The organism is Variovorax rhizosphaerae, assembly GCF_037889975.1.
In the GTDB taxonomy this organism is placed as follows: domain Bacteria; phylum Pseudomonadota; class Gammaproteobacteria; order Burkholderiales; family Burkholderiaceae_C; genus Variovorax; species Variovorax rhizosphaerae.
On sequence record NZ_JBBKZT010000003.1, the window covers coordinates 1 to 26027 of the forward strand.

Sequence of the window (26027 nt, forward strand, 5' to 3'; positions counted from 1 at the left end):
GGTATCGGCTCCGCGCATCTTCTGGGGTCTTGATTGCAACTGTCGGGGGATCAACTTCCAACGCTTGGGCATCATCGCGCGCCGACCGGCGGGGAGTATTTCAGCAGCCTGATAGGCGGTGCCCCGGCCGGGTTGGCCGGCCAGAGCGACAGCAGCGCCTACGCAGGCCTTGATCTCAACCTCGCCCAGTTCGCCTCTTCCACCTTCACCGGCAGCAGCTTCAGCGCGACGACCTTCAAGCAAGCAGGCTGGACTGCCTGCCAGTTCGTCGGTTGCGCCTTCACGGCCTGCGATTTCTCCAGCATCTCGATTACCGGTTGCACATTCACCAACTGCACCTTCGCCCAGTCGCAATTTCAAAACAGCCGGTTCAGCGGTTGCAAATTCAACCGATGTCAGTGGAACGGGCTGACGTTTGACCACAGCCACTGGTCCAGCGTCGATGTGCTGGATTGCACCGGCACCGGCATCCAGGCCGATGGCTTGTCGGGTGAGCACGTCGACTTCACCGGCAGCTTTTTCGAGCAGTCGGAGATGCGCAACACGCAGATCAACTGACAGCGCTGGCGATGCGTCGTCCGGTTTCAGCGGTTTCGCCGGGGCGTGGCGGGTCAGGTCAACGCACGGCGCTTGACCTGGCCATCGAGAAGGCGTTGCTGTGCACCCTGCATGCCGACAGCGGCGCGTTCGACCGCTTGCCAGTGCCGATTCGTCTTCGGGCGGCCGGGGCTGTGCAAGCCTGGCGCGACGCGCGGCGCATTGCCGGGCCGCATGGTGTGGCGTTCCGCTCGGCAGTGGCCGATCCCGCCTATCGCCCGGACCTGCTTTGCAACCCTCTCGCCGAGTTGGCCGGGGGCCACGGCACCGCGCGGTTTGATCAGGAGACCAATGCGCGCATCGCTGACGCGTGCGCCGATAGCGTGTTCGTCCAGGCGTTCTGGGAGCGCAACGGCGTGCTCTACGAGCCGACTCCGGCACTGCATCGGTTGCTGCACACCAGTGACATCGCCGCGGATGTGCCGCTTCACATGATGTGCCCGTCAGTGCCTGCCTTGTTCATCATTCCCGATCGGGCGAGTTGGCGCGATGGAGAGGTCGAGGCCATCGCGGTCTTCACCCACGGCCGCTGGAAGAACGATGCGCCCGCACCCGGGCGAGTCTTGTCTTTCGTGACGTGGCGACGGTGGGTTCATCCGGAGCCGTCGTGGGCGATGGGCGTGGTGAACCTGGCAGTGCCCGAGGACAACCGCACGATCTCGCAGGCGCTGGACCTGGCTGCGCTCACTCCGCCCCAGCGCGGCCCCGCGATCTCGCGCGAGCAGGCGCGCGCCGAATGGCTACCGACTCTCGACTATGTTGCGAAGATGCTCCTGTACTTGTCTCTGGACGACGTGCCGGTGCAGCTCGACCTGGCCTACAGCGCTGCCCCGCGCGTGTTCTCTGGATTGGGGCGGCGCAAGCGCGAGCTCCGGCAGGCGGAAATCGAACAGCTCTATGACCGCTATGTGGTCGGTCCGACGCAGATTGCGAACTGGTCGGGTGCCCATAGCGAGGAGATTGCAGGGCATTCCCACCTGCCGGCGCACTGGCGCAGGGGGCACCTCCGCATGCAGGCGCATGGGCCACGCAGCAGCTTGAGAAAGATCATGCTCATCAGGCCGACGCTGGTCAGAGCGGACCGGTTGGAGGCAGGAAGCACCCCGGCACCCCGCCCAATACACGCTAATCCGCCTTGATCTTCGCCCGCTCGATCACCGGCTTCCACCGCTTCTTCTCGCTCTCGATGAAGCGCGCGAACTCTGCTGCGTTGCCGCCCACCGGGATCGCCGCCTCGGACTCCAGCAGCTTCTGCGCGGCCGGCTCCTTCATGGCCTGCGCCGCGGCTGCGGAAAGCTTGTCGGCATGGGCTTGCGGCAGCGAGGCGGGCGCGAGCAGTCCGTACCACTGCGTCATCTCGAAGCCGGGGAAGCCCTGCTCGGCGACCGTCGGCACGTCCGGCAGTTGCGCCAGTCGCTGGCTCGTGCCGGTGGCGATGCAGCGCAGCTTGCCCGCCTTGATGAAGGCCATCACGGCCGGTGCGCCGACCGAGGCGGCATCGACGCGGCCACCCATCAGGTCGGTGAGCTGCGGGCCGGTGCCGCGGTAGGGCACGTGCAGCAGGAAGGTGTTGCTGACCATCTTCAGGTATTCGAAGGCCAGGTGCCCCGCGCTGCCATTGCCGGCGGAGCCGTAGTTGAGCGTGCCGGGCTTGGCCTTGGCCAGCGCGATGAATTCGGTGAGGTTCTTCGCGGGCAAGTCGTTGCGCACGACGTAGAGGCTGGGCACCTTTGACAGCAGCGAGATCGGCCGGAAGGCCTTGTCCGGGTCGTAGGGCAGCTTGGCGAAGATGAACGGGTTCACCGCGATGGTGCCGATGTGACCCAGCACCATCGTGTGCTGGTCCTCGGCGCGCGCCACTTCGCTCATCGCGACGTTGCCGGCGCCGCCGGGCTTGTTGTCGACGTAGACGCTCTGGCCGAGCAGCTTGGTCATCTCACTGGCGGCGGCACGCGCCACGATCTCGGAGCTGCCGCCCGGCGCGAAGGGCACCACGAGCCGGATCGACTTGGCGGGCCAGGCGGCCTGTGCCCTCGCCCCGAACGGCAGCATCGACGCGGCGGGGAGTGCGACGCCCAGGCGCAGGGCGCTGCGGCGTGTCATCGGGAAGGTGTTCATGTTGCGTATCTCCTTGGGTTGATTTCTTCAAGCGGCTCTGGACGACGCTGCGGCGGGCAACGGCATGGTCAGCGCAGCTGCCGCGTCCCTGGCCTGGCTGCGTCCCATCCACACGACGATAACCGCGCCGAGCCCCGTCAGCAGCGCCAGCGGCAGCAGGGAGAGCGAATAGCTGCCGGTCGCATCCTTGATGGCGCCCAGCATCCATGTCGCGCCGGAGGTGCCGATGTGGGCCAGTGTGTTGATGGCTGCGATGCCTGCGGCAGCTGAGCTGGCGGACAGCCACTCGGTCGACAGCGCCCAGAACGGGCCCTTGATCGAGTAGGTGCCCACGAGGATGAAGGTCAACAGGACCATCGTGGCGGCGAGCGAGCCGGCGGTGAGCTGCGTCGCGACAAGGCAGGTGCATGTGAGTGCCAGCGGCAAGGCGGTGCTCCAGATGCGCTCGCCCGACTTGTCGGCGCGGCGGCCCCACAGCACCATGACGACGGAGGCGATGGCGAAGGGAATGCCGTTCATCAGGCCGGTCTCCATCGTGGTGAGCCCGAGCGACTTGAGGATCTGCGGTTGCCACAGCGACAGCGCATTGCTCGTCGCCGAGCTGCCGGCATAGATCACGGCGAGCGCCAGCACGTACTTGTTCTTCAGGATCTGCATCACCGACATGTGGGCGACCGGCTTGGCCTCCTGTGCTTCCGACGCCAGCCTGGCATTGAGCCAGTCGCGCTGCTCGGGCTTGAGCCACTTGGCGTTGTCCGGGCGGTTCGGCAGGATGAAGAACACCATCACGCCGAGCACCACCGCGGGAATCGCCTCGATGATGAAGAGCCACTGCCAGCCGCGCAGGCCCAGCCAGCCGTCGGTGCCGAGCAGCGCGGCGGAGATGGGCGAGCCGAGCAGGCTGGAGATCGGGATCGCGACCATGAAGGTGGCGACGATGCGGCCGCGGTACTCCTTCGGGAACCAATAGGTCAGGTACAGGATGACGCCGGGGAAGAACCCGGCCTCGGCGGCGCCGAGCAAGAAGCGGCCGAGGTAGTACGAGTACGGGCCGACCGCAAAGGCCGCCAAGGCTCCGACGATGCCCCACGTCACCATGATCCGTGCGATCCACAGCCTTGCGCCGAGCTTCTGCAACGCGAGGTTGCTCGGGATCTCGAACAGGATGTACGCGATGAAGAACAGGCTGCCGCCGAGCCCGAACATGGCCTGCGACAGGCCGAGGTCGTGGTTCATCTGCAAGGCCGCGAAGCCGGCGTTGACGCGGTCCACGTAGGCGATGAAGTAGCACAGCATGAGGAAGGGCAAGGTGCGCCAGGCGACCTGCCGCATCGTGGCTTTTTCGAGCGCCGACTTTTCAGCAGGCTGCGCGGAGGGATTGGAAAGGGTGTTCATCGATGTCTCCAGAAGATCAGGAATCGGTCACATGACGAAGGAACACGACGCCTCGGGCGTGCGCGTGTCCATGTTCCGGCCACGGTTCAAGTGGTCGTCGATCTCGGCGGCGGCGCCGATCATTCGGCCGTAGAGGAAGACGGTGAAGGCAGCCGCCTCCAGGTCACGCTCGGTCAGCGCGCCGGCCTTGTAGTCCTTCCACAGCAGCGACAGCAACAGCGCCGCGATGACCGCATCGACGTTGACGCAGAACACGTAGGGCGTTGCGCCCGTCGCATGAAGCGCCTGCACCAGTTCGAGGTAGTAGGCGTGGAAGATGTTGTAGTCGCCGCGCTTGGCCATGTAGCTGGCGATGAAGCGCTCGCGCGGGTCGTGGTTGACCGGCTTGCCCTTGAACACGGGATGGTGCACGCCCGGCAAGGCAGGTGTTTCGGTGCCCAGTTCCTTGGCGGCACGCTTGTCGGCCTTGTAGGTCTTGGCGAATGTTGTGGCCATGGCCTTGAGGTCGATGCCATGCGACGCATCGGTCGGGTCGGTCAGGCCGCTGTCCTTGAACTGCTTCAGCAGGAAGGCCATGCCTTCGAAGCCGTTGCCGCCGTGGCTGTAGCCGGTGTGCGTGAGGAAGCCGGCCATGGCCTTGTTGATCTGCACGCGGCCGGGTGTCTGCGGGCCATCGGCGGCGACTGCGCCCTTCGCGCCCTGCGCGGAGATGGAGCCGGGGCCGTTGGAGATCAACAGGCCGATCAGCATCTGCAAGGGGCGGGATTCGTCCTCGGTGGGCTTCTTGCCGGTGATGGCGAGGAAGCACAGGTCGGCCATGGTCCAGCGGCCGAAGCGTTCCTCACGCGAAATGCCGCAGAGCGACCCGGCCTGGTGCTGCTCGCCCGGGATCGAGGCGCCAACCATCACGCCGTAGAGGCGCAGGTACCACGGCAAGGTTTCCGCGGTGAGGCGGCTGATGCGCTTGCGCACCAGCGGGCCCCAGGCGATGGTGGTGGCGATGGCGGCCAGCAGCGCATCACGCGAGGGCTTACCACCCAGCGACTGCACGAAGCGCAGGAAGACCGACTTTGCGCCGCGTTGTTGAACGGCTTGCAGCATGGCTTCGGGACGCGGGTCGTCGGCCTCCTCCGGGCCCGCCATGAACAGTTCACGCACGGCCGAATCGACATTCAGGTGGCTGAAGTCGAAGCCCTCATCGTTGCCGTCCTTCAGGCCCGAGCCTGCGAAGAGTTCGATCAGCGCCCGGCTGCATGCGAGCGTGCGCTGCACGCGGCGCGGGCCGACGATGGCCACGGCCGCCGCCATCACGGTGTTGGGCGAATTGCCGCCATCACGGGCCGCATCGGCGGCCACCAGGATCGGGTCGCCGACCAGGTTGACTTCGGCAGCGACGGCAATGTCGAGCAAGGCCCGCTCGTTCGGACCCGCGACCTCGTGCACCAGCGGCAACGCGAAGTTGGCTTGCAGCGGCTCCAGCGCGAGTTCCAGCACCGAGCGGCCATGCACCGAGGTGACCTGCGTCTTCGAATCCATCACCGACGCGCCGGAGCGGTCCTTCATGTTCTGCCGCGCGATGACCGCGCCGACCTGCGCGCCGATGTCGGCGATCTGCTCGGCATAGGGCGCGGGCGCGGTGACGGGCTTGAGCGCCAGCGCCTCCGGCAGCGTGATGCCCTGGTCGTTGGCCATCCACGGCTTGAGGACCAGGCTGCCGCGTGGGGCGAAGTCAGGCTTCGCGCCGTTGAGCTTCATCACGGCAGTCAATGCGGCCGGGATGTGCGCGATGTTGGTGACCACCGCGCCTTTGCGCGAGACGATCGGGTTCTCCGGCGTGTAGAGGCCGTCGACGCCGAAGGCATCCATGAACCAGCGCTCCTTGTCTTCCGCGCGGTCGCCCGAGCCGGCCATCGCGCCGGCATGGCCGACGGCGCGGCTGAGCTTGGACTTCCAGCGCCCGACCACGCAGGCCACCACGGGCTTGCCGAAATCGATGTCGTGTTCGTAGTAGCCGCCGGGCTCTGCGTACAACACCGCGGCACGCGAGCGGCCGTCGTTGCGGAAGGCATGCGCGAAATCGCGCGCGGCATAGTGGATGTAGACATCCTTGCCCGAGGAGACCAGCGTGGTCGTGCCCCAGCCTTCGGTGCTGAGGTACTGCGCGATGGTGCTGGTGAAGCCGCCGGAGTTGGAGAAGATCGCGACCGTGCCCTGCACCAGCGATTCATCCGGATGGTCGCCGCCGAGTGCGCCGCCGATGCGGGTGCGGCTCCACGAATCGGCCACGCCGAGGCAGTTGCCGCCGATGATGTCCACGCCGCGCTGCTGCGCCATCGCACGGATCTCGCGGGCATCGTGCACGGAGATCTTCTCGGTGATGATCACGACCTTCTTCAGGTCCGGATTCACGCGGATCAACTCGGCCACGCCGTCGCGCACACCGGAGGGCGGCAGGTAGACCACGCCGGTGTTGAAGCTGTGGCCGGCGTCCAGGCCTTCGCGGACGTTGTTGAACACGGGGATGTTGCCGACCGGCGTCTTCAGCGACTGGCCGCTGCGCCCGGGCGAAGTGCCGAACACGACGTTGCCGCCGGAGAAGGCATGGCTGGTGGGCGTGACCTGGCGCGACTCGCCGCCGAGGATGTTGAGCACGCAGACGCGATCGCCGCGCGTGGCCAGGTCGGCGAGGGAGTGGATGCCGAGGTAGTACGGGGATGCGGTGGTGGCTTGGGTTTGCATGGTGTTGTCTCTCTCAGTGGGCGGCGGCCTGAAGGGCGGCATGGTTGGTGGCCGGGGCGGCCGTAGCCGTAGCCATATCGGCGGCGTGGTCGATGGCGGCGCCTGTCGCGGGGGCGGCGGCGGGGGTGGCAGTAAGAGCCGCGGCGGTGGGAGCCGTGGCGGTGGCAGTGACGTGGTCGGTGGGTCGGGCGGTGGATTGGACAGGTGTGTCTTGCACCGGCGCCGCAATGCCAAGGTGCGCGGCGATCTGCGCGCGTCCTTCCGCACGCATCCATTCGTCCACCTTCTTCGCGTAGTTCACGACTTCCGAGATCGCACTGTCGAAGCCGAAGAAGCGATAGGGCACACCCAGCGCATCGCAGGCCTCGGCCAGCGCGCCGAAGCCGCGCACCAGGTTTGGCCCGCCACGCCCGACCACCACGTAAAGGGGAGTCGGCCCGTGCTGCGAGAAGTGCTCGCGCAGCGCATCGCCCATGGCGCGCAGCGTCTCGTGGATGTCGGTGTTGTTCGACTTGCCGCCGATGATGAACAGCACGTTCGACTGCCGCAGGAAGTGGCGATAGCAGATGCGCGCCACCTCCTTCATCTTTTCGTAGGGCGGGTTGCCGCCGAAGTCCGAGGAGATGCTGGCCGCCTCGCCCAGCACTTCCGTCACGAGGCTGTTGGCGCCGCCACCAAAGGTGGGCGCGAGGATCGTGCCCTTCTCGTTGATGACGAACACATCCGACTGACCCTGGTGCGTGCGCAGTTCGTTCACTTCCTGCTCGAAGGCGGAGACGTCGGCCGCGAACAGGTGGTCGGGCAGGTTCAGGCGTGCGACACGCGGATCGTCACGGTCGAAGCCGCACTTGAAGTCGCAGGCGACTGGCGTGAGGCGGCCGTTCTTGTCGGCACGCATGCGGATCGGGTTCAGCTCCAGCGTGGTCATGCCGTAGTGGTGCATCAGCTCCCACAGCTTGGGGAGGTGCTGCACCAGCGGCGAGATGACTTCGCGCGGCGCGCCGATGTCTGTGAGCGCGTTGGCGATCACGAAGGCCTTCAGGCCGGTGAGCGCATCGAAGGGCACGGTGCGGATCTCGTCCTTGCCGAGTTCCTCGATGTCGACGCCGCCCTTGTGCGTGATGGTGATCGTCGGTGCGCGGAAGCGCGTGTCGTCGGTGATCGAGAAGTAGATCTCGTGCTCGGCTGGCACGCCGCCTTCGAAGGTCACGCCGTTGGCCTTGGCCGTTGCGTTGCCATGCTTGTGCTCCGCGAAGTAGAGGCGCTCCTTCTCGGCCAGCGCGGTCTTCAGGTCGCTGGCTTTTCCGATGAGGCCCGACTTGCCCTTCTTGCCCACGCCGCCACGAAACAGCGGCTTGATGAAGACCTGGCCGTGGCGCTTGATGAGATCCTGGATCTGGCCTTCGGACGCATCGGGGCCGAGCACTTCGGCAGTCGGGAACTCCACGTGTTCGAGCAGTTTGGCGCCGTGCAGCATGCCGGTGAGTTGCATGAGAAATCTCCTTTGAAGTTGAAAAGACAAAGCTCCGCCCGGGCGGGTGCAAGGCGCACCTGCCAGTGGCAATCAGTGGTGGTGTGAGTGGGGGCCGCCGTCTATCGCGGGGCGACCTTGAGGCCGAATTCCTCGGCCACCTTGCGGTAGCCGTTGACGCTGCGTTTCACGTAGGCCTCGAGTTCTGCGCCGGTCATCGCGAAGGCGTACAGGCCGCGTTCGTTGCGCAATCGCTCGTAATCCTTGCTGGCCAGCATGCGGGCGAACAATTCGCTCCAGGCTTGGTAGTCCGCATCGCTGACCTTCGGCCCGACATAGAAGCCGCGGATGATCGGCCACACCAGGTCGAAGCCGGCTTCACGCGCCGTCGGCACTTGCGCCAACGGGCCCGGCAGGCGCTGCTCCGACATCACAGCCAGCACGCGCACCGGCGCACCGTCCTTCAACTGCGTGCCCGTCTCGGAGGCATCACCGGTGTAGACCTGCACGTGGTTGCCCTGCAAGGCCCGCAGCGCCTCCCCGCCGCCCTCGAAGGCGACCAGACGCATGTTGCGGTGATGCACACCGGCTGCGCGCGCCGTCATCGCGGCCTTGATCCAGTCCTGGCTGCCGACCGTGCCACCTGCGCCGAACACGACCTTCGACGGGTCGGACTTGATCGCCGTCATCAGGTCCTTCAGCGTCTTGAAGGGCGAGTCGGCGGCCACGACGATCACGCCGTAGTCGGCCGCCACGCCGGCGACCCAGCGCACGTCGGCCTCGTCGTGCGGGCCGAACTTGCCTTGCGCGATGTTCAGCAGCGAGCCGCTGGAGAAGGCCACCAGCGTTTGCGCCTCGGCCGGCCGCTGCGTCGCAAAGGCGTTGTAGGCCAGCGCACCGATGCCGCCGGGCAGGTAGCTGATGCGCATCGGCGCGGGGATGTACTTGCCGTCCAGCAGGCCGGCCTGTGCCAGCTTGCAGGTCAGGTCGAAGCCGCCGCCGGGCTTGGCGCCGGCCACGCACTGGGTCTTGTCAAACTCGACAGCGAGCGCCGGCGCGGGGGCTGCGCACAGCGCGATCAGCAATGGCAGCAGGTATTTCATGGGGTCTCGCGTTGTGGCGTTGTCTCTTGGTGTGGGGTCACTGTAGCCAGCGGCGGCTGTCAGGGCGCTTTCAGAGAAATGGCGAAAACCTCAGGGAAAACCCGTGCCGAAGAGGTGCTGATCATGTCCGTTGCGAGGCTGCGCGCTCGGCACGGGATGCAAGGCGGAAGCGCCACCGCCGCGGGCCGAGCGAACAGACGCACCGTCGGCGGGACTTGGTCAGCGTCCTCTCAGACCAGCGGCAGTTCGATCGAAACGACGAGTCCGCGACCGCCCTCGCGTGCCGCCAGCCGCATGCCACCACCGTGGCGCTGCGCGATCGAGCGCACGATCGCGAGCCCGAGGCCCGAACCCGGCAGCGTCATGTTGCTGGCCCGAAAGAAGCGCTCGCCGGCACGCGGCATTTCATCTTCGGGGATACCGGGGCCGGAGTCGATGACGTCGAGGATCGCGATGCCTTCCGTGCGCCGCACGGCCACCGTGACTTCGCCGTCGCGGGGCGTGTAGCGGATGGCGTTGTGCAACAGGTTCGACAGCGCCTCGCGCAGCAGGGCCGCATGCGCGGGCAGTTCGAGTTGCTCGCAGTCGCTGTCGAAGCCGAGGTCGACGCCGCTGTCGCGCGCGGCTGGCCACCAGTCGCGCGTGACTTGCCTTGCAAGCGCCACCAGGTCGATGCGCTCCAGTTCCAGTTCGGCCGCATCGGTGCGCGCCAGGGACAGCATCTGGTTGGTCTGCCGCACGGCCTCGTCCAGTTGCGTCTTCACGGCGGAGAGGGCGTCGCGCATCCGATCCGCATCCGGCTCGCGCAGCGCATAGCCGACCTGCGTCGCCAGCGTGGCCAGCGGCGTGCGCAACTGGTGCGAGGCATCGTCGATGAAGCGTCGGCGCGCCTCGGTGAGCGCGCGATTGCGCACCACGTGGTGGTTGATGGCGTCGACCAGCGGGCGCACGTCGGCGGGGATGCGCTCAGTGTCCAGCGGCGCCAGGTCCTGCGGCGCGCGCGAGCGCACTTCGTCGTGCAGGCGCCGCAACGGCTTCAGCGCCCATCCGATGGCGGCGGCCAGCAGCACGCTCGCCAACAGGATCAGTAGCAGATCACGCTGCACCGACTGCCACACGAGGCTTCGCGTGAAGGCATTGCGCGAGCCCAATGTCTCGGCCACCTGGATGATCACGCGCTGGTCGTGCTGGCTGCCCCCGATGCGTTCGGCGAGCACGCGGGCATAGGTGCCGACGCGCACAGGCTGGTCGAAGTAGACCGAGTCCGAGAAGCGCGGCTGGCCCGTGACCAGCGTGCCGGCGGGCGCTGGCAGGTCCGCATTGCCGATCTCGACCAGCGCATCGTCGGTCGCGACGCGGTAGTAGACCTGCCCGCTCGCGGTGAGCTCGAAGAACTCGAGCATGCGATACGGCAGCTCGACCGCAAGGCCGCCGCTCTCGGTGGAGATGTTGGCATCGATGGCCTTGATCGCGCCGAGCAGGGATCGGTCATAGGCCGCGTTGGCGGCATCGAGCGAGGTGCGCCAGGTGAGCCACAGCTCGGCCACCACCAGCAGCAGCATGCCGGGCAGCAGGACCATCAGCAGCGTGCGCCGCAGGCTGGCCCGGTGCCATGCGTCGAACCTCATGGCGTGGATTCGAGCACGTAGCCCAGGCCGCGCAGCGTGGTGATGCGCACCGGGCTGGCCTCCAGGCGCTTGCGCAGGCGGTAGACCAGCACCTCGATCGCGTCCGGGCTCACGTCCTGTTCATCGGAGAAGACGCGCTCCAGGATCTCCTGCTTGGACAGCGGCTGGCCGCTGTGCTGGATCAGCGTGCGCAGCACCGCATGCTCGCGCGGCGTCAGCGCCAGTGCTTCGTGGGCCAGCATGAACTGCTTGGCGCCGGCGTCGTAGGACAGCGGTCCGCAGGCAAAGCGCGGATGCTCGCTGCCGCGGGAACGGCGAATCAATGCGAGCAAACGGGCTTCCAATTCGGCCAGTTCGAAGGGCTTGGCCAGGAAGTCGTCCGCGCCTTCGGTCAGGCTGCTCACGCGCTCCATGAGCGAGTCGCGCGCCGTGAGGATCAGGATCGGCATGCGCTGGTCGGCGGCACGCAGGTCGGCCAGCACCTCGTGGCCGCCCAGGCCCGGCAGGCCCAGGTCGAGGATCAAGGCGTCGTAGCGCGTGTCCCGGACGGCGCGGCGCACCATGCGGCCATCCGCGACCCAGTCGACACGGAAATCGCTTTGCTCCAGCGCACGGGTGAGCCAGGTCGCCAGACCGGCCTCGTCTTCAGCCAAGAGAATTCGCATGCGGCGATTCTGCATGCCGGCAAGCTGAAGCAGGGCTTGGGAAACGCTGATTTCCAATGCGGCAGACCGCGCGAGCAGAGGATGCGCGGTCCGCGCTGAACTTGATCGGAGCTCTTCAAATCTCGAACTGCGGCTGCAACTCCCGGATGCGCTTCATCGCCACGCCAGCGGCGGCCGTGCGCGTCTCGACGCCGAGCTTCACGTACACGCGCTCCAGGTGCTTCTTGGCCGTGGCCGGGCTGCTGCCGAGGATCTCGCCGATGTCGCGGTTGGTCTTGCCCTTGACCACCCAGTAGAGCACCTCGGCCTCGCGCGCCGTGAGCTTGAGGCTCAGGCTCATGGCCTCGATGACGGCGGTGTCGGACACCTCGCGCATGATGATCATCCACTCGGCGCCGTCGTCGTCATGGCCGGTCTGCTGGTGCAGGCGCAAGTTGAGATGGGCTGCGCCCAGTTCAATGGCGAGCACCGGCGGCTCGATGCGGTCGACCGTGCCGGGCAGGTGCTGGTGCAGCCATGCGAGCACGGCGGCCGGCGTCTCGGGCGCGCTGGTGCCGCAGTAGCGCAGCAGCAGGTCGCGCGCCAGCGAGGTTTGCCAGATCAGCTTGCCCTCGGGCATGCGCACGGTGATGCTGGCATAGCCGAAGGCATCGAGCGCGTTGCGCGCCTGGCCGGCCTGCCGCGCCGCCTGCCGCGCCTGCCGCGCGCCTTGCAGGTGGACGTTCATGCGGGCCAGCACTTCCTTGGGCTTGATCGGCTTGGTCACGTAGTCGACGCCGCCGGCTTCCAGTGCGGCGACCAGGTGCTCGGTCTCGGTCAGGCCGGTCATGAAGACGATGGGGATGTGCGCGGTGCCGGTGTCGGCCTTGAGGCGGCGCGCCACTTCGAAGCCGTCGATGCCGGGCATCATCGCGTCGAGCAGCACGATGTCAGGCCGCGCCTGTGCGGCGCGTTGCAGGGCCTGCTCGCCGTTGGTGGCGATCAGCACGGTGTAGCCGGACTCGTCGAGCGCGTCGTGCAGCACGGCGAGGTTGTCGGGCACGTCGTCGACGATGAGGACGAGGTCGCTGTTGGCGGCGTTGTCGCGCAATGTGCGGGCGAGTGTGGTGGTCATTGCGGCCCCCACGCTCGGCACTTCGTGTCCTTGCTGCCCCCCAAGGGGGCTTTCGCATCTTGGAGCGGTCCGGCGATGCTCATTGCGCGATGACCTTGCACATCGCCTCGAACTGGAACTGCCGTGCCAGCACACGCTGCGCCTCGGTCCAGCTTGCGCATTCGGGTTGCGCCGCATCGATGTCATCCAGCTGGTTCATGATTCCGCGAAAGTAACCCAGGCCGACGGCCTCTTCGAGCGCTTTCAGGCGCGCGTCGGAGGGCCGCACCCGCGCCGCTGCCGCGACGGGCGGCGCCTTGGGCGCGGCAGCGCTGCTGTCGGTCCATTGAAGGGAAAGCCGGCGCTCGAGCCAATCGAGCAGATCGCTGTGGCGCACCGGCTTGACGAAGAAATCCTCGGGCGTGATGCCCACGTCGTTCGGCAGGCGCTTGTCGAAGGCGTTGGCCGAGACGATGGCCACCGACGTCCGCACCAGGCCCAGCCTCTGCGCGCGGCGGATGGTCTCCCAGCCGTCGATGCCGGGCATGGCCAGGTCGACGAACATCGCGTCGGGGCGGTAGCCGGCCGCGATGAGGTCCAGCGCATCGTGGCCGCTGGCGGCGCTACGCAGTTCGAAGCCCAGCGGCGTCAGCACTTGTGCAAGCAGGTCGCGGTCCGCCTCCTCGTTGTCGACCACCAGCAGGCGCCGCCGTGCGCCGAGGTAGCCGCGGCGGGCAAGGGGCAGCGGCAGGGGCTTCGCCGGCTCGGCAACGGCGATGGTGTCGTGCACGCGCGGCAGGAACAGGCGCAGACGGAACACCGAGCCCTGCCCCGGCGTGCTCTGCACCTTCATCTCGCCACCCATCAGGTCGGTGAGCATCTTGGCCATGGTGAGGCCCAGGCCGGCGCCGGGCACGCCGGTGGCGCCCTGCGATTCGCCGCGGGAGAAGGGCTCGAAGATCACATCGAGTTCAGCCTGCGACATGCCGGGGCCGGTGTCCTCGATCTCGATCGCGGCGAACTCGCGCGCATAGCGCAGCCGCAGCGTGACCTGCCCGCTGCGGGTGAACTTGATCGCGTTGCCGAGCAGGTTGATGAGGATCTGGCGCACGCGTTTCTCGTCGGCGCGCACGACAGCGGGCAACTCACCGCTCGGCTCGAAGTGGAAGGCCAGGCCCTTCTCCGCCGCCTGCAGCTCGAACATGTCGGCGAGTTCCTGCATCGCCTCGGCAAAGGGCATGGGCCGGGGGTTGAGCGTGAGCTTGCCGGCTTCGATGTGGGCGATGTCGAGCGTGCCCTCGATGAGCGACAGCAGGTGCTCGCCGCCGCGCTTGATCACGGCCACGGCCTGCTTGCGGTGCGGTGGCACCGAGACATCCTCGCCCATCAGTTGCGCATAGCCCAGGATGCTGTTGAGGGGCGTGCGCAGCTCGTGGCTGATGGAGGAGATGTAGCGGCTCTTGGCCTGGTTGGCCTGGTCGGCCGCGAGCCTGGCCCGCTCGGCGGCCCCGCGTGCGAGCTCGGCGGTCTGCTTGGCGTCCTGCAGCGCGCGGTCGGTCTCGCGGTGCAATGCGATCTCGCGCTGCAGCAGGTGGGTCTGCCGGTTCGATTCCTCCTGCGCCACCTTGCGGCTCTGGTGCGCGAGCACCAGCCACCAGGCCACGATGCCGGCGATCAGCAGCAGCGCCATGTAGGCCTTGAGGAACCACCCGCGCAACGACTGCGCGCTGGCGACGGCCTCGTCGCTCAACAGCAAGGCACGCAGTTCCTGCTGGTAGAGCACGCCGAACACCGCCGCCAGCAGCGGCACGATGATCATCATCAGCAGCAGGAAGTGGCCGAGGCCCGTGTCGAGGTAGCGCCAGCTGCGGCGCGGCAACAGCCAGCGCAGCACGGCAGACCATTGGGCTGACAGCGCCGCATGCGGCTTGCAAAGGTCGCCGCAGCGTGCATCGAGCGTGCAGCACAGCGAGCAGATCGCGCCCTGGTAGGCGGGGCAGTGGGCCATGTCGGGGCCCTCGTATTCGCGTTCGCAGATGACGCAGCGCTGGACGGACCAGCCGGCGGCGGGCTGCCCCGGAGCGGCTGCGGCACCCTCGGCGGGCGGCGAGGACACGGAGCGGCGGGCGTGGAGGTCTCCCCTCTTGTCGCTGGCGACGTCGCCCGGCGCTTCGACGCGCGCCCACAGGACCTTGCCGCGACCCTCATATGCGGGGCCGCGCGCCAGGTAGTACTTGCCCTTCGTCACCCAGGCCAGCAACGGCGTCACGACGAAGGCGGTGCCCAGTGCGATCAGCGCCGAGAAGGCCTGCGCCATCTGGCCGAACACGCCAAGGTGCGCGCTGATCGACAGGCCCGAGGCCAGCACCATCGCGCCCACGCCCACCGGGTTGATGTCCCACAGGTGCGCCCGCTTGAACTCGATGCCGGGTGGCGACAGCCCCAGCGGCTTGTTGATGACCAGGTCCGCGACCACGGCCATCATCCAGGCGATGGCGATGTTGGCGTAGAGGCCGAGCACGTCGCCCAGCGCCTCGAACACGTTCATCTCCATCAGCATGAAGGCGATGAGCGCGTTGAACACCACCCACACCACGCGCCCCGGATGGCTGTGCGTGACGCGCGAGAAGAAGTTGCTCCAGGCCAGCGAGCCGGCATACGCGTTGGTGACGTTGATCTTCAACTGCGAGATCACCACGAACACCGCCGTCGCCACCACCGCCCAGACGTAGTTGGGGAACACGTACTCGTAGGCCGCGAGGTACATCTGGTTGGGGTCGACCGCACGTTCGGGCGGCACCATGTGGGTGATCGCCAGGTAGGCCAGCAGCGCGCCGCCGAGCATCTTGATGACGCCCAGCACCACCCAGCCCGGACCACCCGCCAGAACGCCCGCCCACCAGCGTCCGCGCGTGGACTGGGTGCGCGCGGGCATGAAGCGCAGGTAGTCGGCCTGCTCGCCCATTTGCGTGATCAGCGCGATGCCGACCGTCAACCCAGCACCGAACAGGTGCATGTTGAAGCCCGCCATGTCCGACTTGACACCGCTGTAGTGCGTGATGCCGGAAAACGCACCAGGATCGCGCGCAAGCACGTAGCCGAAAGGCACCACAAGCATGATCAACCAGATCGGCTGGGTCCACAACTGAAGCCGGCTGATGGCGGACACGCCGTGCGTCACCAGCGGAATCACCACCAGCGCGCAGACCAGGTAGCCCCAAGCCGGCGGAATGCCCAGCGACAACTCCAGCGCATAGGCCATCACCGCGGCCTCCAGCGCGAAGAAGATGAAGGTGAAGGAGGCGTAGATCAGCGAGGTGATGGTCGAGCCGATGTAGCCGAAGCCCGCGCCGCGCGTGAGCAGGTCCATGTCGACGCCATAGCGCGCGGCGTAAACGCTGATCGGCAGGCCTGCGAGGAAGATGATCAGGCCGGTCGTGAGGATGGCCCAGAAGGCGTTGAGGAAGCCGTATTGCACCAGCAAGGTGGCGCCGACCGCCTCGAGGATCAGGAAGGACGCCGCGCCGAACGCCGTGTTGGCGACGCGCCATTCCGACCACTTGCGGAAGCGCTGCGGGGTGTAGCGCAGGGCGTAGTCTTCCAGCGTTTCGCTCGCAACCCAGCTGTTGTAGTCGCGGCGCACCTTGACGATGCGCTGGGGGGCGTCGTCGTCGGTAACGGTGATGGATTCGCAGCCCCCAGGTCCGGGCGGCGCCCGGCCCGCCCCCCGAGGGGGATCAAGTCGAGATGGCAGAGCCACATCGACTTGAGGCGGGAGGTTGGGCGGGGCGAGACTCACGCAGGGTCCGAGCAGCTTTCATGCCGGGTTGTTGCTCGCCCCCACGTCGCCGCGCAGCGGCTCTCCCCCGACCGGGGGCAACACCAGGGGCCCGGCAAAGCCGGGGGATGTTGCTCCTCCCCAGGTTGGCCTCACTTCGTGCAGGCCGCCCACCCCCCACCGGGGGCAACACCGGAGGCCCGGCAAAGCCGGTTCCTCGGTGTTTCTGGAACAGAGGGGCTCGGCAAGCTGGATGGGACGGCACGACTGTTGCAAAGCACCTTGCCCGCACATAATCCGCCGCTTCCAAGCCACCAGATCCGACCATGGAATTGACTCCACGCGAAAAAGACAAGCTGCTGATCTTCACCGCGGCGCTGCTGGCGGAGCGCCGGCAGGCGCGGGGGCTCAAGCTCAACTACCCTGAAGCCGTGGCGCTGATCTCGGCAGCCGTGATGGAAGGCGCGCGCGACGGCAAGAGCGTGTCCGCGCTGATGAGCGAAGGCCGCGCCGTGCTCACCCGGGCCGACGTGATGGACGGCGTGCCCGAGATGATCCCGGACATCCAGGTCGAAGCCACCTTCCCCGACGGCACCAAGCTGGTCACCGTGCACCAGCCGATCGTCTGAACCACCCCATTCATCCAGCGGAGAAACCTCATGCGCCTGTTGTCGCGTTCCACCTTCCTTGCCTTGATCGTCGCCCTGCCGCTCGCTGCTGCGGCCCACGTCGGTGCTGATGACGCTGCGCACCACGCTGCCGGCTTCGCGCAGGGCTTCCGGCATCCGTTCGCCGGCATGGACCACCTGGCCGCGATGATCGGCGTCGGTCTCTGGAGCGCGCTGGCGGCACGCGGCGCGCGCGACCTGTCGTGGGCGCCGCTGGGCTTTGCGGCAATGCTGCTGGTCGGTGCGCTGGTGGGGCTGGCCGGCGTGCAGGTTCCTGCCGTCGAGCCGATGATCGCCGCGTCCTTGCTGGTCGTCGGGCTGCTCGTTGCCACGCGACTGCGACTGCCCGGGGTGGTCGCGGCAGTGGTGGTCGGCGCCTTCGCCGTCTTCCATGGCGTGGCGCATGGCCATGAACTCTCGGGTGACACCGGCGCGGCTGCGGCGGTCGCCGGCATGGTGCTTGCCACGGCGTTGCTGCACATCGCCGGCATCGCGGTCGGTTGGGTCTTGCGTCAACGCAGCACCTTGCTGCCGCGCATCGCCGGCGCCGCTGTCGCGCTGTTCGGCGTTGCATTGCTCGCGCAGGTGGCCTGAACATGATCCCCGGCGAACTCATTACCGACGAGGGCGAGCACGTCCTCAACCCCGGCCGTCGCACCGTGACGATGGTCGTGCAGAACACCGCGGACCGCCCGATCCAGGTCGGCTCGCACTACCACTTCGCCGAGACCAATGGCGCGCTGGGCTTCGACCGCGAGGCCGCACGCGGCATGCGGCTGAACATCGCATCGGGCACGGCCGTTCGCTTCGAGCCCGGTCAGCAACGCACGATCGAACTCTGCGATTTCGGCGGTGACCGCATCGTCTACGGCTTTCGCGGCCTGGTTCAAGGAAAAATTTGATGCCCGCACGTTCATCACTTCGTCGTTTCACTGCCACCCGATGGGGCGCGGCCTCCTCTTGGGGCGGCCCGGCGGGAGGCCTCTGATGGCGACGATCGGAAGGCGTGCCTACGCCGAAATCTTCGGCCCCACCGTCGGCGACCGCGTGCGCCTGGCCGACACCGACCTCATCATCGAAGTCGAGGCCGACTACACCCTGCGTGCCGGCGGCTACGGCGAGGAAGTGAAGTTCGGTGGCGGCAAGACGATCCGCGACGGCATGGCGCAATCGCAGCGCACGCGCGCCGATGGCGCGGTCGACACCGTGATGACCAACGCGCTGATCCTCGACCACTGGGGCATCGTCAAGGCCGACATCGGCCTGAAGGGCGGGCGCATCGTCGCGATCGGCAAGGCAGGCAATCCGGACGTGCAGCCGGGCGTTGACATCGTCATCGGCCCCGGCACCGAAGTCATCAGCTGCGAAGGCAACATCGTCACGGCCGGCGGCATCGACAGCCACATCCATTTCATCTGCCCGCAGCAGATCGAGGAGGCGTTGAGTTCCGGCGTGACCACCATGCTGGGCGGCGGCACCGGCCCGGCCACCGGCACCTTCGCGACCACTGCGACGCCGGGCCCCTGGCACATCGAGCGCATGCTGCAGGCCGCCGATGCCTTCCCGATGAACCTCGGCTTCCTCGGCAAGGGCAACGCGAGCCTGCCCGCCGCGCTGCATGAGCAGATCGACGCGGGCGTCATCGGCCTCAAGCTGCACGAAGACTGGGGCACCACGCCCGCCGCGATCAGCAACTGCCTCGACGTGGCCGATGCCACCGACACGCAGGTCGCGATCCACAGCGACACGCTGAATGAATCGGGCTTCGTCGAGAACACCATCGCGGCGGTGAAGGGCCGCGGCATCTGCGCCTTCCACACCGAGGGTGCGGGCGGCGGCCATGCACCGGACATCCTGCGCGTGGTCGGCGAGGACAACTTCCTGCCCTCCTCCACCAACCCGACCATGCCCTACACCGTCAATACGCTCGACGAACACGTCGACATGCTGATGGTGTGCCACCACCTCGACGCCGGCATCGCCGAAGACCTGGCCTTTGCCGAATCGCGCATCCGCAAGGAGACGATCGCAGCGGAAGACATCCTGCATGACCTGGGCGCGATCAGCATGTTCAGCAGCGACTCGCAGGCCATGGGGCGCGTCGGCGAGGTGATCATCCGCACCTGGCAGACGGCACACAAGATGAAGGGACAGCGCGGCAAGCTGCCAGAGGACGGCGCGCGCAACGACAACTTCCGAGCCAAACGCTACGTTGCCAAGTACACGGTCAACCCGGCGATCGCGCACGGCATCTCGCACGAGGTCGGCAGCATCGAAGTCGGCAAGTGGGCCGACCTGGTGGTGTGGAAGCCGGCCTTCTTCGGCGTCAAGCCCTTCACCATCATCAAGGGCGGCAGCATCGCCATGGCGGCGATGGGCGACCCGAGCGCATCGATTCCGACACCGCAACCGGTGCACTACCGGCCCATGTTTGGTGCATATGGAGGCTCCCTCGCACGCAGTTCGCTCACTTTCGTGTCGCAAGCCGGCTTGGCGGCGGGCATCGGCCAGCGCTATGGCCTGTCCAAGACATTGAGCGCGGTGAAAGGCATCCGGGGCGTGCGCAAGCAGCACATGGTGCACAACGGCTACGTGCCCAGGATGGAAATCGATGCGCAGACCTACGCCGTGCGAGCGGACGGCAACCTGCTGACCTGCGAGCCCGCCGTTTCATTGCCGATGACTCAGCGTTACTTCCTGTTCTAGCTTGCACGCATAAAGCCCGTGCCGCGACAGTGTCTTGTCGAAGCCCCACAATCGCGCCCCCTCCTTCGACAAGACACCCTTCATGCGACAACTCTCCCCCGCCGGCCAGCAGGTCATCAACGACATCGCGCAGCGCAACGGCTTCAGCGTCGACGCGACGCTCAGCATGCTGGACTCGGTGATCAACGGCAACGGCAGCCAGGCCCAGTTCAACCATCCCGAGTTCTCGGGTTCCGGCCAGTGGATGCGCGGCGGCATGATCATGCTGTCGGACATGTTCAACAACTACCTCAAGGGCCGCGTCGATGGCCTGTGCAACGACCTGTCGAACCTGGTCGCGAGCCAGCCCGACCTGGTACGCAGCGGCAGCTTCCAGTCGCAGAGCCAGGGCGGCGGCTACAACAGTGGGCAGGCCCAGACGAGCTACGGTGGTGGCAGCAGCCAGCAGCAAGGCAACGGCGGCTTCGGCCAGAACAGCCTCTTCGTGCCGGGCACGAGCAACGACTGGTGGCCCTCGGACCTGCGCTTTCCGAACAGCACCGGCGCGCAGAACGGCGTGCGCTATGCGTACTTCGCACAGGCACGGCGCCTGGTCATCGAAGTCAACGGACGCGTCACCGTGTACGACACGCTGGACCACCAGATCGGCGGCTTCGGGCAGCAGCAGTCCTATGGCGGGAGCCTGAGCTTCAACAGCCAGTACGGCCTGATCGACGTGGCCAGCCTGCCCGTCATTTCGGTCGATGGTGTCGCGCCGTATGTGGCCCCGGCTTCTGCGCCGACCGACAACGAACCGGCCAGCTTCAACAGCAACAGCAACAGCAACTACGGCAACAACGCGCCCTCAGCCAACCAGCAGGACATCTTCGCCACCATCGAGCGCCTGGCCGACCTGCGCGCCAAGGGCATCCTCAGCGACGATGAATTCGCCAGCAAGAAGGCGGAGTTGCTCAGCCGGGTATGAGGCGAGGCGGGTGCTCAGTCGGCGTACGGCGCGATGTGGTCGCGGATCCACGTGGCAAGCGCAGCCTCCTCGAGATGACCCGCCGCCAGATCGAGGATCGTCATGACGCATTCCGCGTCGGTCGCCGTCAGTTCGTGGCCGTTCAGCCAGAGGAACAGTTCGATCGCCACGAATGCGGTGCGCTTGTTTCCATCGACGAAGGGATGGTTGCGGGCAATGCCGAATCCGTACGCGGCGGCCAAGTCAGCGACATCCGGATTGCCGTAGTTCGCCAACTGCTGAGGCCGACCGAGCGCGGAAGCCAGCAAATTCGGATCACGTATACCAGACGGCCCACCATGTTCTGCAAGTTGCTCGTCGTGCGCAGCCCGGACGACAGCGGGCTCCAGCCAGATCCACTCCTGGTTGGCCGTGCTCACTTCGCGAGTTCGCGCAACACGTTGCGGCGCTTCTTCATGATGCGCCGCGCAGCGCCCATCTGTGCTTCGAACTCCGGGCTGTACGGCGTCAGCGTGTATCCGCCATTGGGCGCTTCGCTCACGAAAAGCGTATCGCCCTTCTCGACCTTCAGGTACGCGAGCATTTCCTTCGGAAGGATGACGCCGACGGAGTTTCCGATTTGCGTGAGTTTGAGGGCAGACATCAGCGTTCCCTGAAGTTATAACGGTTGTTATATTATCTGCCCTCTGCCCATCGATCAAGTCCCATGCTCACCGCCAACAAACTGATGCCGCAAGGCCAAGGCCTTGCCCCCGTTCTGCTCAAGCGCGCCGCCACCATCGAACTCGACTGGGACGTGCGACAGAAGAGCCGGTTCGAAGCAACCGATTCGCAGGGTCGGCAGATTGGCGTTTTCCTGCCGCGCGGCAGGGCCGTGCGCGGTGGCGATGTGCTTGTCGCGGAAGACGGCTCGCTGGTGCGCGTGATCGCGGCGCCGCAGCCGGTGCTGGTCATCACGCACTGCACGGCCCATGGCACGCCCTTCGACCTGACGCGCGCGGCCTATCACCTGGGCAACCGGCATGTGCCGATCGAACTCAAGCCCGATCACCTGAAGATCGAGCCCGACCATGTGCTGGCCGCGATGCTGCGCTCGATGCACCTGATCGTGCACGAGGCGAATGAGGCCTTCGAGCCTGAAGGCGGCGCGTATGGGGCGCAGGGTGGCGGGCATGGGCACGATCATGGCCACGCGCACGACCATGGGCATTCGCAGGGTGGCGCTGCACCCATTGGGCCGGTGCTGCATCCGGATGCCTATGGCGGTGCACCGGGTCACGACAACAACGCGCATGAACACGAGCACGACCACGCACATGACCACGGCCACGACCACTCCCACGGCCATTCGCACTGATGCCTGACGCCCCTGCCGCCACGCCTGCAACGCTTTCTGCGGCACCCTCTGCGGCGCTCCCCGCGGCCCTCCCCGCAGCCAGCCTGCTGCAACTCATCTGGCTCGCATCGCCGGCCCTGCCGATCGGCGGGTTCTCGTATTCCGAAGGCCTCGAGGCCGGCGTCGAATGGGCTGGCCTCGCCACCGAAGCGCAAGCCTGCGAATGGATCGTCGACCAGCTCCACCTGAGCCTCGCACGCGCTGACCTGCCTGTCGTCGCGCAAGCCATCGCAGCTTGGCGCGACAACGATGCCAGCCGCATCCGCGCGCTCAATGCCTGGGTATTGCAGACACGCGAATCCGCCGAGTTCCTGTTGCAGGCCGAGCAGATGGGCCGCTCCTTCGTCGAGTGGCTCAAGCTGCACCATGACGACATCGCCAGTGCCTTCGACGGCCTGCCCATCACCTACCCCGTGGCCTTCGCCTTCGCGGCCAGCCGTACCGATGCCAGCGTGCGCGATGGCTGCCTGGCCTTCACCTTCGGCTGGGCCGAGAACATGACCGGTGCCGCCGTCAAGTGCGTGCCGCTGGGCCAGAGTTCGGGCCAGCGCATCCTGGGTCGCCTTGCGCGAGAAATCCCCACGGCCGTCGACCATGCGATCACACTCACGGATGACGACCGCCAGGCCTTCTCGCCGATGCTCGCGATCTATTCCGCAAGGCACGAAGCCCAATACTCCCGCCTCTTTCGAAGCTGATTCCTCTCCCTGCAAGCACACACCATGTCCTCCGCCCTGCACCACATCGCCAACCGCACCAAGAAACTGCCGCCGCTGCGCGTGGGCATCGGCGGGCCGGTGGGTTCCGGCAAGACCACCCTGCTCGAGATGCTCTGCAAGTCGATGCGCGACAAGTACGACCTCATCGCCATCACCAACGACATCTACACCAAGGAAGACCAGCGTCTCTTGACGGTGGCCGGCGCCCTGCCGGCCGAGCGCATCATGGGCGTGGAAACCGGCGGCTGTCCGCACACCGCGATCCGCGAGGACGCCTCCATCAACCTCGAAGCCATCGACCGCATGCTCGGCGACTTCCCCGATGCGGACGTGGTCTTCGTCGAGTCCGGCGGAGACAACCTCGCCGCCACCTTCAGCCCCGAACTGAGCGACCTCACGATCTACGTGATCGACGTGGCTGCGGGCGAGAAGATCCCGCGCAAGGGCGGCCCCGGCATCACCAAGAGCGACCTGTTCGTCATCAACAAGACCGACCTCGCGCCCTACGTCGGCGCCGACCTGAACGTGATGGAAGCGGACACGAAGCGCATGCGCAAGCAGCGGCCCTATGTGATGACCAACCTCAAGACCAGCACCGGCCTGGCCGAGGTCATCGCGTTCATCGAGCAACGCGGGATGCTGGTCAACGACTGACGACGCGACTCGCCTGGAACGACCTTGCGATCCAGCGCAGGACCAGGCGAGACGCCGCAGGCAGTGCCGCAGCGGCAAGGCGATCCAGCGCAGTCGTGCGATGGAAGGCGACATCGCGTGAATCCGATCTGCGCCTTGGACCGTACCTGAGGCATGCTGCCCGCACCGATGGCGTGCGGGCTCCCATGCACCGGAGCCGTCATGAACAAGCGCGTCCCTCCCTCACCACGGCAACTGTTGCTCGGCCTTACCTTCACCGGCGCCGCCGCCTGCGCGCAGGAAGCCTCGCTTCCCGAAATCCAGGTGCTCGGCCCCCGCGACGCCACCATCGGCGTGGCCTCCAGCGCCAGCGAGGGCGCGGCCGAGCGCGAGGTGTTCCAGGCCCGGCCCAAGCAGCGCCCCGGCGACATCGTCGAATCCGTGCCCGGCGTGGTCGCCACCCAGCATTCGGGCGACGGCAAGGCCAACCAGTACTTCCTGCGCGGCTTCAACCTCGACCACGGCACCGACTTTTCGATGAAGGTCGACGGCATGCCGGTCAACATGCCGACGCATGGCCACGGCCAGGGCTTTGCCGACCTCAACTTCCTCATCCCCGAACTGGTCTCCGGCGTGGGCTACCGCAAGGGCCCCTACTTCGCCGACAGCGGCGACTTCTCGCTGGCCGGCAGCGCCACGCTCGACTACTTCAGCGTGCTGCCTACCCCGTTCGCCGAAGTCACCTTCGGCTCCAACAACTACAAGCGCCTGCTGGCTGCCGGCTCCCGCTCGGTGCAGGACCAGACTTGGCTCGGCGCCGTCGAACTGGTCGGCAACGACGGCCCCTGGGACGTGCCCGAGAACCTCAGGAAGGCCAACGCCGTGCTGCGCTACTCGCAAGGCTCCGCGTCGCAGGGCTTCAGCCTCACCGGCATGGCCTACAAGAGCCGCTGGACCTCGACCGACCAAGTGCCCGAGCGCTTGATCGAGAGCGGGCAACTGCCACGCTACGGCTCGCTCAACCCCACCGATGGCGGCGAGACGCAACGCTTGAGCCTGTCCGGCAAGTGGTTCAACAAGAGCGCAGCCGGTGAAACGCAAATCAGCGCCTACGCCATCAACCACCGCTTCGACCTGTTCTCCGACTTCACCTATTTCCTCGACAACCCGGTGAACGGCGACCAGTTCGAGCAGACCGACCGGCGCAACGTGTTCGGTGCGCAGGCCTCGCACCAGATGCCCAACAAGCTCGGCGGGCTCGACGGCATCCTGAGCTTCGGCGCGCAGTGGCGCGGCGACCGCATCGGCGAGGTCGGCCTCTACGACACGCAGGCGCGCGAGCGGCTGTCCACCGTGCGCAACGACAAGGTGAGCGAAGACCTCTTTTCGCTCTACGCGCAACAGCTCGTCTACTTCAACGACAGTTGGCGCGGCTATGTCGGCCTGCGCGGCGATGCGCTGCGCCATGACGTGCGGGGCCGCGAACCGGTCTACGGCGCCATCAACAGCGGCAAGGGCCACGACTCGCTCGCGAGCCCGAAGGCCGGACTGGTCTACACCCTGAATCCGCAGAACGAGTTCTACCTCAACGCCGGCGTCGGCTTCCACAGCAACGACGTGCGCGGCGCGACCATCTCCATCGACCCGCAGACCGGCTTGCCGGCCGACCGCGTGCCGGCGCTGGTCAAGGGCAAGGGCGCTGAAGTCGGCTGGCGCTTCCAGCCGAACGAGAACCTCACGGCGACCGTCGCGTTGTGGCAGATGAAGCTCGACTCGGAACTCGTTTACGTCGGCGATGCCGGCACCAGCGAACCGGGCCGGGCCAGCAAGCGCAGCGGCATCGAGGCCACGCTCAAGTGGAAATTCGACAAGGCATGGCGCTTCGAGGTCGATGCCGCCTTGTCGCGCGCGCGCTTCCGCGGCACGCCGCCCGCAGGCGAAGGCAATCACGTGGACAACGCTGTCGAGCGGGTGCTGTCAACGGGAGTGACCTATATCGAGGGACCGCTGACCGCCTCGCTGTGGCTGCGCTACATGGGCCCGCGCGCACTCGACACCACCAACACCGTGCGCTCGCAATCGAACACGCTGCTGAACTTCGGCATGCGCTACGCCATGAACAAGCACCTGACGCTCGGCCTCGACGTCTTCAACCTCGCTGGCCGGAAGGGCAACGACATCGAATACTTCTATGCCTCGTGCACGGCGGGCGAGGTGGCCAGCGGCGCCTGCGGCACCGGCATCGAGGACCGGCACGTGCACCCGATGGACCCGCGCAGCGCAAGGGTCAGCGCGCGCTGGACCTTCTAGCGTCCTGTCGCGTCCCGCAGCACCGTCGCCCGCGGCCAGCCACA

At 66.9% G+C, this 26027-nt stretch carries 22 protein-coding genes; 11 read left to right on the top strand and 11 right to left on the bottom strand.

Going from position 1 to position 26027, the window contains the following annotated elements; all coding sequences use genetic code 11:
* Positions 1-33: 33 nt before the first annotated feature.
* Positions 34-558, top strand: coding sequence for a pentapeptide repeat-containing protein (locus WKW82_RS06635; protein WP_340341483.1), 525 nt, complete (start codon positions 34-36; stop codon positions 556-558).
* Positions 559-569: 11 nt separating this feature from the next.
* Entirely contained in the window at positions 570-1736 is a 1167-nt protein-coding gene (locus tag WKW82_RS06640) for an AcrVA2 family anti-CRISPR protein (RefSeq protein ID WP_340341484.1), read from the top strand.
* Here the strand turns inward: WKW82_RS06640 and WKW82_RS06645 are convergent.
* The 9 genes from WKW82_RS06645 to WKW82_RS06685 form a co-directional block, all read right to left on the bottom strand.
* Positions 1723-2715 carry a Bug family tripartite tricarboxylate transporter substrate binding protein gene (locus tag WKW82_RS06645; RefSeq protein WP_340341485.1) on the bottom strand — a complete coding sequence of 331 codons (993 nt, stop codon included), beginning with the start codon at positions 2713-2715 and terminating at the stop codon, positions 1723-1725. The genes WKW82_RS06640 and WKW82_RS06645 overlap by 14 nt on opposite strands.
* Positions 2716-2742: 27 nt before the next feature.
* A complete protein-coding gene (locus tag WKW82_RS06650; RefSeq protein ID WP_340341486.1) occupies positions 2743-4110 on the bottom strand; it encodes an MFS transporter in 1368 nt (455 codons plus the stop codon).
* Between the two features lie 27 nt (positions 4111-4137).
* A complete protein-coding gene (locus WKW82_RS06655; RefSeq protein ID WP_340341487.1) occupies positions 4138-6849 on the bottom strand; it encodes a CoA-binding protein in 2712 nt (903 codons plus the stop codon).
* A gap of 13 nt (positions 6850-6862) precedes the next feature.
* The gene (locus WKW82_RS06660; protein ID WP_340341488.1) at positions 6863-8341 is read right to left on the bottom strand and encodes an ATP citrate lyase citrate-binding domain-containing protein; all 1479 of its coding nucleotides are present in this window, start codon (positions 8339-8341) and stop codon (positions 6863-6865) included.
* Between the two features lie 101 nt (positions 8342-8442).
* The gene (locus WKW82_RS06665; RefSeq protein WP_340341489.1) at positions 8443-9423 is read right to left on the bottom strand and encodes a Bug family tripartite tricarboxylate transporter substrate binding protein; all 981 of its coding nucleotides are present in this window, start codon (positions 9421-9423) and stop codon (positions 8443-8445) included.
* A gap of 230 nt (positions 9424-9653) precedes the next feature.
* Complete coding sequence (locus WKW82_RS06670; protein ID WP_340341490.1) at positions 9654-11051, bottom strand: sensor histidine kinase; 1398 nt, start codon at positions 11049-11051, stop codon at positions 9654-9656.
* Complete coding sequence (locus WKW82_RS06675) at positions 11048-11716, bottom strand: response regulator (protein WP_340341491.1); 669 nt, start codon at positions 11714-11716, stop codon at positions 11048-11050. Before WKW82_RS06675 ends, WKW82_RS06670 begins: the two co-directional genes overlap by 4 nt.
* Before the next feature lie 115 nt (positions 11717-11831).
* Positions 11832-12830, bottom strand: coding sequence for a response regulator (locus WKW82_RS06680; protein ID WP_340341492.1), 999 nt, complete (start codon positions 12828-12830; stop codon positions 11832-11834).
* A 79-nt stretch (positions 12831-12909) separates the two neighbouring features.
* Entirely contained in the window at positions 12910-16494 is a 3585-nt protein-coding gene (locus WKW82_RS06685) for a hybrid sensor histidine kinase/response regulator (protein WP_422823443.1), read from the bottom strand.
* Between the two features lie 419 nt (positions 16495-16913).
* Between WKW82_RS06685 and WKW82_RS06690 the strand changes: the two genes are divergently transcribed.
* The 5 genes from WKW82_RS06690 to WKW82_RS06710 all read left to right on the top strand — a co-directional run bounded on the left by WKW82_RS06690 (position 16914) and on the right by WKW82_RS06710 (position 20925).
* The gene (locus tag WKW82_RS06690; RefSeq protein WP_340341494.1) at positions 16914-17216 is read left to right on the top strand and encodes an urease subunit gamma; all 303 of its coding nucleotides are present in this window, start codon (positions 16914-16916) and stop codon (positions 17214-17216) included.
* Positions 17217-17246: 30 nt separating this feature from the next.
* Positions 17247-17849, top strand: a complete 603-nt coding sequence (locus WKW82_RS06695; protein ID WP_340341495.1) for a HupE/UreJ family protein — start codon at positions 17247-17249, stop codon at positions 17847-17849.
* Between the two features lie 2 nt (positions 17850-17851).
* Positions 17852-18157 carry an urease subunit beta gene (locus WKW82_RS06700; protein WP_340341496.1) on the top strand — a complete coding sequence of 102 codons (306 nt, stop codon included), beginning with the start codon at positions 17852-17854 and terminating at the stop codon, positions 18155-18157.
* 85 nt (positions 18158-18242) lie between these two features.
* Positions 18243-19961 carry an urease subunit alpha gene (gene ureC / locus WKW82_RS06705; protein ID WP_340341497.1) on the top strand — a complete coding sequence of 573 codons (1719 nt, stop codon included), beginning with the start codon at positions 18243-18245 and terminating at the stop codon, positions 19959-19961.
* Positions 19962-20043: 82 nt separating this feature from the next.
* The gene (locus tag WKW82_RS06710) at positions 20044-20925 is read left to right on the top strand and encodes an SHOCT domain-containing protein (RefSeq protein ID WP_340341498.1); all 882 of its coding nucleotides are present in this window, start codon (positions 20044-20046) and stop codon (positions 20923-20925) included.
* Between the two features lie 14 nt (positions 20926-20939).
* Here the strand turns inward: WKW82_RS06710 and WKW82_RS06715 are convergent, their stop codons facing one another.
* Both WKW82_RS06715 and WKW82_RS06720 read right to left on the bottom strand, forming a co-directional pair.
* A complete protein-coding gene (locus WKW82_RS06715) occupies positions 20940-21344 on the bottom strand; it encodes a type II toxin-antitoxin system death-on-curing family toxin (protein WP_340341499.1) in 405 nt (134 codons plus the stop codon).
* Positions 21341-21568, bottom strand: coding sequence for an AbrB/MazE/SpoVT family DNA-binding domain-containing protein (locus WKW82_RS06720; protein ID WP_213955066.1), 228 nt, complete (start codon positions 21566-21568; stop codon positions 21341-21343). Before WKW82_RS06720 ends, WKW82_RS06715 begins: the two co-directional genes overlap by 4 nt.
* 63 nt (positions 21569-21631) lie before the next feature.
* Between WKW82_RS06720 and ureE the strand changes: the two genes are divergently transcribed.
* The 4 genes from ureE (at position 21632) to WKW82_RS06740 (ending at position 25983) form a co-directional block, all read left to right on the top strand.
* Positions 21632-22282, top strand: a complete 651-nt coding sequence (ureE, locus tag WKW82_RS06725; RefSeq protein ID WP_340341500.1) for an urease accessory protein UreE — start codon at positions 21632-21634, stop codon at positions 22280-22282.
* The gene (locus tag WKW82_RS06730; protein ID WP_340341501.1) at positions 22282-23019 is read left to right on the top strand and encodes an urease accessory protein UreF; all 738 of its coding nucleotides are present in this window, start codon (positions 22282-22284) and stop codon (positions 23017-23019) included. The genes ureE and WKW82_RS06730 overlap by 1 nt, the downstream gene beginning before the upstream one ends.
* A 24-nt stretch (positions 23020-23043) precedes the next feature.
* Positions 23044-23694, top strand: a complete 651-nt coding sequence (gene ureG / locus WKW82_RS06735) for an urease accessory protein UreG (protein ID WP_340341502.1) — start codon at positions 23044-23046, stop codon at positions 23692-23694.
* 201 nt (positions 23695-23895) lie between these two features.
* Complete coding sequence (locus tag WKW82_RS06740; RefSeq protein ID WP_340341503.1) at positions 23896-25983, top strand: TonB-dependent receptor; 2088 nt, start codon at positions 23896-23898, stop codon at positions 25981-25983.
* The last annotated feature ends 44 nt before the right edge of the window (positions 25984-26027 follow it).

Bases quoted from the DNA above. Each gene is read 5' to 3' on its own strand.
- WKW82_RS06640 (WP_340341484.1), top strand. From the start codon at position 570: ATGCGTCGTCCGGTTTCAGCGGTTTCGCCGGGGCGTGGCGGGTCAGGT.
- WKW82_RS06645 (WP_340341485.1), bottom strand. From the start codon at position 2,715: ATGAACACCTTCCCGATGACACGCCGCAGCGCCCTGCGCCTGGGCGTC.
- WKW82_RS06650 (WP_340341486.1), bottom strand. From the start codon at position 4,110: ATGAACACCCTTTCCAATCCCTCCGCGCAGCCTGCTGAAAAGTCGGCG.
- WKW82_RS06655 (WP_340341487.1), bottom strand. From the start codon at position 6,849: ATGCAAACCCAAGCCACCACCGCATCCCCGTACTACCTCGGCATCCAC.
- WKW82_RS06660 (WP_340341488.1), bottom strand. From the start codon at position 8,341: ATGCAACTCACCGGCATGCTGCACGGCGCCAAACTGCTCGAACACGTG.
- WKW82_RS06665 (WP_340341489.1), bottom strand. From the start codon at position 9,423: ATGAAATACCTGCTGCCATTGCTGATCGCGCTGTGCGCAGCCCCCGCG.
- WKW82_RS06670 (WP_340341490.1), bottom strand. From the start codon at position 11,051: ATGAGGTTCGACGCATGGCACCGGGCCAGCCTGCGGCGCACGCTGCTG.
- WKW82_RS06675 (WP_340341491.1), bottom strand. From the start codon at position 11,716: ATGCGAATTCTCTTGGCTGAAGACGAGGCCGGTCTGGCGACCTGGCTC.
- WKW82_RS06680 (WP_340341492.1), bottom strand. From the start codon at position 12,830: ATGACCACCACACTCGCCCGCACATTGCGCGACAACGCCGCCAACAGC.
- WKW82_RS06690 (WP_340341494.1), top strand. From the start codon at position 16,914: ATGGAATTGACTCCACGCGAAAAAGACAAGCTGCTGATCTTCACCGCG.
- WKW82_RS06695 (WP_340341495.1), top strand. From the start codon at position 17,247: ATGCGCCTGTTGTCGCGTTCCACCTTCCTTGCCTTGATCGTCGCCCTG.
- WKW82_RS06700 (WP_340341496.1), top strand. From the start codon at position 17,852: ATGATCCCCGGCGAACTCATTACCGACGAGGGCGAGCACGTCCTCAAC.
- ureC (WP_340341497.1), top strand. From the start codon at position 18,243: ATGGCGACGATCGGAAGGCGTGCCTACGCCGAAATCTTCGGCCCCACC.
- WKW82_RS06710 (WP_340341498.1), top strand. From the start codon at position 20,044: ATGCGACAACTCTCCCCCGCCGGCCAGCAGGTCATCAACGACATCGCG.
- WKW82_RS06720 (WP_213955066.1), bottom strand. From the start codon at position 21,568: ATGTCTGCCCTCAAACTCACGCAAATCGGAAACTCCGTCGGCGTCATC.
- ureE (WP_340341500.1), top strand. From the start codon at position 21,632: ATGCTCACCGCCAACAAACTGATGCCGCAAGGCCAAGGCCTTGCCCCC.
- WKW82_RS06730 (WP_340341501.1), top strand. From the start codon at position 22,282: ATGCCTGACGCCCCTGCCGCCACGCCTGCAACGCTTTCTGCGGCACCC.
- ureG (WP_340341502.1), top strand. From the start codon at position 23,044: ATGTCCTCCGCCCTGCACCACATCGCCAACCGCACCAAGAAACTGCCG.
- WKW82_RS06740 (WP_340341503.1), top strand. From the start codon at position 23,896: ATGAACAAGCGCGTCCCTCCCTCACCACGGCAACTGTTGCTCGGCCTT.